Here is a 4669-nt window from a genome sequence, read left to right as displayed (position 1 = left end):
TCTTCCATGATCCACCGGTCTTCTGGCCATAGATTTTCACCTTTGCACCCAAATCACAGGTCACTGCGTAGCGGCTATCGGGGCTGAATTTGGCTCCGTTGACAAATCCATGTTCGGACTTTTTGGTTTTTTTCTCTAACTTGAATTTTTCGCATTGAGACATCAGCTTACTGTTGGTGAAAAGGAGCAGAGCTGGAAAGTAAGTACGGTTTTGTTGTTCTATGAGTGACTCGACAGTGTCCCTATTCGCAAACGGCTTCAACCAATCACGAAGTTGTTGACTGTCTTTTGTCATAACGATGGTTTTTAGTTGATATTGGCGTGGTGAAGGAAACCGCCGAAACCATGCTATTTCCAGAGCTTTATTGTTTTTGACAAGATCGCGAAGGTATACACATACCTTTGCTATACGGGTAATGTCTCGAAATTCTAAATAGCAAATAATTTTGGCATGTACCTCTTCAGGCAAATGGAAGAATGTAGGTTCAATGTTGTCCTGTACCCTAACATCCCTGCCCAGACTGACAGCTGTTTGCGCTCTCTCCAATCGAGGTTGCTCGGGTATTAGCGAGAGTGAAACGCCAATAATGCTGGAATTGCTGTTCGTAAGGTGCATGTCTGTTTCTCCAAAGCTCCAAAGTCAGTATTTATCCTCGTTTTGAAGGGATATTTAAAAATGATTGAAAGGTTAGAACTGGCTTTAGGATGAAAGTTCATAACACTAAGGTCAGTGAAACTAACCAGGAACAGCGCCCTGATCCGGGAAAATGCTTTGCATGGTCATTTCTGCAAAAAGTGCTTCTAATGGTCCCCTGCCGTTAACGGGTTTTTCGCTCATCCGATTATCCATCTTTGCCAAATAGTTCAGTGATTCTCGCGGTGTAATCATAACTGACGGTCAACACATATCGGCTATCGCCGCTGAAGGTGGCTGAGCTGAGTTTATCCTTGTGTGAAATGATGGCTTTTTCCAGCCATGATCCATTGCCCGCCTGACCATAAATTTTCGCCGTATTGTCGCCACTGGCGGTCACCACATGGCAGCCATCGGGACTGAAGGTGGCTCTTCGGACGAGGTCTTTGTGGTAAATAGTGCCTCTTACTTCCCATGATCCATCGGCCTGCAGGCCATGGATTTTTGCCGTGTGATCGTCACTGGTGGTCACCAGATGGCTGCCATCGACACTGAAGCTGGCTGAGTTGATCCAATCCTTGTGGGTAATGTTGGCTTTTTCTTCCCATGATCCATCAGTCTGCAGGCCATGGATTTTTGCCGTGCGATCGCTACTGGTGGTCACCACAAGACTGCCACCGGGGCTGAAGCTGGCTGTGTTAACCGCCTCTTTGTGTTGAATGGTGACTTTTTCTTCCCATGACCCATCGTCCTGCAGGCTATAGATTTTTGCCGTGTGATCCCCACTGGCGGTCACCACATGGTCGCCATCGGCGCTGAAGGTGGCTGAATAGACTGTATCCTCATGGGAAATGGTGGTTGTGACTGCCCATGATCCATCGTCCTCCTGACCATAGATTGTCGCAGCTTTATCTTCACTGACGATCACCAAATGACGGCCATCGACACTGAAGCTGGCGGAGATGACCGGAGTATTATGGTTAATAGTGTATTCAGCTTCCCATGATCCATCGGTCTCCTGGCCATAGATTTTCACCGTCTTATCCTCACTGGCAGTCACCACATGGCTGCCATTAGCACTGAAGGTGGCTGAGCGGATTCGATCCTTATGGGAAATGATGGCTTTTACCTTCCATGCTCCATCATCCTCCAGACGACAGATTTTCGCCTCGCCATCGTGACTGGCTGTCACCACATGACGGCCATCATTACTAAAGGTCGCTGATATGATCCAGTCAGTATGGAGAATGGGGGCTTTTTCTGACCATGATCCATCGGTCTTCTGACTAGCGATTTTTGCTGTTTTATCCAAGCTTGCGGTCACCACATGGCAGCTATCAGCGCTGAAGCTGGCTGTGATGATATAGCGTGAATGGGTAATTTGGGCTTTTGTCACTGGCTTGAATATTTCACATTGAGACATCAGTTTACTGTTGGTGAAAAGTAACAAAGCAGGAAAATGAATATTCTTTCGTTGTTTTATGAGAGACTCGACAGTGCCCGTATCCGCAAACGAGCTCAACCAATCACGGAGTTGTTGGTCATCTTTTGCCGAAAAGAAGGTCTTCATTTGATATTGGTTTGATAAAGAAAACCGACGATACCAGGCTCTTTCCTGAGCTCTCTCTTTTTTAACAAGAGTGTGAAGGTATTTGCATACCTTTGCTAAACGGGCAACCCCTCGAACATCCAAATATCGAATAATTTTGGACTGAATCTCTTCAGGCAAATGGAAAAATGTGGGTTGTATTTTGTCCTGTACAGCCACTTTCCTGCCCAGACTGAAACCCGTTGGCAGAACTTCCAATCGAGTTCGTTTAGGTGGTGGCGAGAGTGAGCCGTCAATGCCGGAAATGCTGTCCATAGTTGTCATACCTTATTTCTGAAGGGCTCAAAGTCATTATTTATCCCGGGTTAGAGACGACATTTAAAATTGATTGAAAGATTAGAACTGGTTTTAGAATGAAAGTTCATAAAATTGAGGTCAGTGGAATCAGGCAATAACAGCGCCCTGATCCGGGAAAGTTTTACGCTCATCCGATCATCTATCTTTCCTTCCTTTCCTACTGAGTTCAGTGATTCTTGCTTTGTTATCTCTACTGACGGTTAACACATTTCGGCCATCGGTGCTGAAGGTGGCTGAGGTGACCGCTCTCTCGTGGGAAATGGTGGCTTTTCGTCGCCATGAACCATTGGCTCTCAGAGCATAAATTATCGCGGTTTTGTCGCAACTGGCCGTCACCAAAAGGCAACCATCGGCACTAAAGGTGGCTGAATTGACCCAGCCTTTGTGGACGATGGTGACTTTTTTTACCCATGATCCATCGTCCTCCCGACCATAAATTTTCGCCGTGTTATCTTTACTGGCAGTGACTAAATGGCGGCCATCGGTGCTGAATGTGGCTGAGTTGATGAAAACATCATGGGAAATCGTGGCTATTGCTTGCCATGATTCATCGTCCTGAAGGCTACATATTTTCGCAGTATCATCAAAACTGATGGTGACCAGATGGCGGCTATCGGCGCTGAAGGTGACTGATATGACAGGACTCTTATGGGTAATGGTGGTTTTTACTTCCCATGACCCATTGTCCTTCTGGCTATAGATGTTCAGCGTGTCATTTTCACCGTTGACCGTTATATGACGGCTGTCGGGACTGAAGCAGGCCGAAATAAGCGAACCGATCGGATTGCTAAGGTTAATGGCGGCTTTTACTTCCAATGAGCCATTGTCCCCCCAGCTAAAGATTTTCAGAGTTTCATTTTCAGCGGGGAGTAACACATGACGACCACTGGGGCTGATTGTGGCCAACGGGGCCGCCACCTCAAGGGTATTGGCGGCTTTTACCTCCCATGATCCATCGTCCATCAGACCGTAGATTTTCAAAGTTTTATCCGTACCGGCCACCACTGCATGACGACCATCGGCGCTGAAGCTGGACGACAGGGTCGTAGCATTATGGTTAATAGTGTATTTTGCCTGCCATGATCCATCGTTCTCCTGACCATAGATTTTCATCGCGCCATTGAAAATGACGTTCACATAGCGGTCATCAGCACTGAAGGTGGCTGACCCGATCCTGCCCTCATGGGTAATGGTGGCTTTTAATGCCCATGAACCATCGTCCAGCTGACCATAGATTTTCGCAGCCCTACTGTCTTTACCGACGATCAGCATATGACGGCTGTCGGCGCTGAGGATAACCGCACAGATCCGACCATCGTGGTTAATAGTGGCTTCTGATTTCCATGAGCCATCGGTCTTCTGGCCAAAGATTTTTACCGTATTATCAAAACTGGCGGTCACCAGGTGGCTGTTATTGGCGCTGAAGGTGGCTGTGAAGATACCTCGACGATGGGTAATTTCGGCCCTTGTCTTCAAGTTAAATCTTTTATACTGAGCCATCAGTTTACTGTTGGTGAAAAGAAGCTGAGCAGGAAAATAAGCACCATTTTGTTGCTTTACGACTGAATTGACAGTGTTCTTATTCGCAAACGGACTCAACCAATCACCGAGTTGTTGACTGTCTTTTGTCGCAATGACGGTCTTCAGTCGATAGGGGTAGGGTGAAGAAAACCGGCGATACCACGCTCTTTCCTGAGCTTTATCTTTTTTTACGAGGTCGTGGAGATATTTGCATACCCCGGCTAAACGGGTCACCCCGCGAAAATCCAAATAGCGAATAATTTCGCCATGAACCTCTATGGGTAAGTGAAAGAATGTGGGTTCAATTTTGTCCGGTAAAGTCACTTCCCTGCCCAGACTGAAACCCGTTGGCACCCCTTCCAATCGAGTTCGTTTAGTTGGTGGCAAGGAGCCGATAATGTCGGAAATGCTGTCCATAGTGTTCGTACCTGATTCATCCCGGGTTCCAAAGTCAGTATTTATCCTCGTTCGGAAAGGGCATTTAAAATGGATTGAAAGCTTAGAGTCGGTTTTAGAAATGAAAGTTCATAACGTGGAGGTTAGTGAAACTAAACAAAAACACGCTTAATTGGAGGTCGTTTCAGAAACAGCCTGTACAGAAAACCACT

3 protein-coding genes are annotated in these 4669 nt (G+C 46.7%); all 3 read right to left on the bottom strand.

Annotated elements, in window-relative coordinates:
• Positions 1–616 (bottom strand): F-box protein (locus KDK19_RS08770; RefSeq protein WP_257291753.1); only part of this gene is annotated, 616 nt, incomplete at its 3' end.
• Between the two features lie 226 nt (positions 617–842).
• Positions 843–2498, bottom strand: a complete 1656-nt coding sequence (locus tag KDK19_RS08765; RefSeq protein WP_257291752.1) for an F-box/WD repeat-containing protein — start codon at positions 2496–2498, stop codon at positions 843–845.
• A gap of 177 nt (positions 2499–2675) precedes the next feature.
• Positions 2676–4478, bottom strand: a complete 1803-nt coding sequence (locus KDK19_RS08760) for an F-box protein (RefSeq protein WP_257281921.1) — start codon at positions 4476–4478, stop codon at positions 2676–2678.
• Positions 4479–4669: the final 191 nt, after the last annotated feature.

Source organism: Endozoicomonas sp. ONNA1 (assembly GCF_024606325.1).
Taxonomy (GTDB): Bacteria; Pseudomonadota; Gammaproteobacteria; order Pseudomonadales; family Endozoicomonadaceae; genus Endozoicomonas_A.
The sequence above is the reverse complement of the archived record's forward strand: the minus strand, read 5'-3'. Positions and strand labels throughout refer to the sequence as shown.

Excerpts from the sequence above, each read along its gene's own strand:
- KDK19_RS08765 (WP_257291752.1), bottom strand. The coding sequence starts at position 2,498 with ATGGACAGCATTTCCGGCATTGACGGCTCACTCTCGCCACCACCTAAA.
- KDK19_RS08760 (WP_257281921.1), bottom strand. The coding sequence starts at position 4,478 with ATGGACAGCATTTCCGACATTATCGGCTCCTTGCCACCAACTAAACGA.